Source organism: Mesorhizobium sp. M7D.F.Ca.US.004.03.1.1 (assembly GCF_003998635.1).
GTDB classification, from domain to species: Bacteria; Pseudomonadota; Alphaproteobacteria; order Rhizobiales; family Rhizobiaceae; genus Mesorhizobium; species Mesorhizobium loti.
Genome location: NZ_RZQG01001075.1, coordinates 1 through 1,852 on the forward strand (window position 1 = coordinate 1; position 1,852 = coordinate 1,852).

The following is a 1,852-nucleotide window of genomic DNA, read 5'->3' on the forward strand; positions in this document are numbered from 1 at the left end:
CTCAACGACCGCTCGAGTTCGATCCGCCAGGCCGTCAGCGACGTGCAGTTCACGCTGCTGCTCACCATTGCCCTGGTGATCATGGTGATCTTCGTGTTCCTGCGCCGGGTGACGGCGACTATCATCCCGGCCGTGGCGGTGCCGATCTCGCTGATCGCCACGCTCGGCGCGATGTTCCTGTTCGGCTTTTCCATCGACAACATCTCGCTGATGGGCCTGACGCTTGCGGTGGGCCTCGTTGTCGACGACGCCATCGTGATGCTGGAGAACATCTTCCGTCATATGGAGGAGGATGGGCTGTCGGCCTTCGATGCGTCGCTGAAGGGGGCGCGCGAAATCGGCTTCACCATCATCTCGATCTCGATCTCGCTGGTAGCGGTGTTCATCCCGGTGCTGCTGATGGGCGGCGTCATCGGGCGCATCTTCAACGAATTCGCCGTCGTGGTGACGGTCGCCATCCTGGCGTCGATGTTCGTGTCGCTGACACTGACGCCGATGCTGTGCTCGCGGCTGCTGTCGGTGACCAAGGCCGACCGCGACAAGCATGGTGCCGGCCATAAGCAGGACCTCGTCACACGCAGCTACGACCGGGTCTTGAGCTTCTGCCTGCGGCACACCTTCCTGGTGTTCCTCGTCTTCGTCGGAACCGCGGCAGCGTCGGTGTGGCTGATCCAGATCTCGCCGAAGGGCTTCTTCCCGCAGGAGGATATCGGCCAGATATCGGTGACCACCATCGCGCGACAGGACATTTCGTTTGACGCCATGGTGAAGCTGCAAGGGCAGGTGGCCAACGTCTTTTCCCATTCGCCCTATGTTTCGCATGTGGCATGGTCGGCAGGCAGCGGCAACAATGCGCTGAACCAGGGCCAGCTCTACGTTCAGTTGAAGGACAAGAGCCAACGCCCGAATATCGAGAAGGTGCAGTTGGATCTGCGCAAGCAACTGGCCAATGTGCCGGGTATCGAGACCTACATGCAGCCGGTGCAGAACCTGAGGCTGGGTTCGCGCTCGTCGGCCAGCGCCTACCAGCTCGTGGTTCAGGGCCTCGATACCGGCCAGACCGATATCTGGGCGCAGAAGATGAATGACGCGATGGCGGCCGACCATGCGACCTTCACCGACGTCACCAGCGACCTGCAGAACAATGCGCTGCAAGCGACGCTGGTGGTGGATCGCGACAAGGCCGCCCAGCTCGGCATCGATACCGACACGCTGCGCTCCGCCCTCTATGGCGGGTTCGGCACCGACCAGGTTTCGACAATCTTCGGCTCGGCCGACAGCTACGAAGTCATTACCGAGCTCGATCCCAAGATCGAATGGTCGCCCGAGCGGATGCTCGCCATCCAGATGAAGACGGCGAGCGGCAGCCTGGTTCCGCTCGGCGCCTTCGCCCGCGTCGATCGCACGGCCGGCGCCCTGACCGTCAACCAACTCGGCCAGCTTCCGGCGGTGACGATCTCCTACAACCTGCCGCAGGGCGTGGCGCTGGGTGACAGCGTAACGCGCATCAACGCGCTCAAAGAGCAGATCGGCATGCCGACGGCGATCTCGACGACCTTTGCCGGCACGGCCAAGACCTTCCAGGATTCGCTGGCCAACCAGGGTCTTCTGGTCGGCGGCGCGATCCTGACCATCTATATCGTGCTCGGCATCCTGTATGAGAGCTTCATCCACCCGCTCACAATCCTCACCGGCCTGCCGTCGGCCGTGCTCGGGGCGGTCGTTGCCTTGCGCTTCGCCGGTATGGACCTGTCTGTCATCGCGGTGATCGGCATCCTGATGCTGATCGGCATCGTCAAGAAGAACGGCATCATGATGGTCGACGTCGCGCTCGAACTGCGACGAGAAGGCA

The 1,852-nt window shown here is 62.4% G+C and carries 1 protein-coding gene; it reads left to right on the forward strand.

What is annotated here, in order from left to right:
- The coding region (locus EN935_RS34020) for an efflux RND transporter permease subunit (RefSeq protein ID WP_164771607.1) at window positions 1-1,852 on the forward strand (1,852 nt) is incomplete at both ends.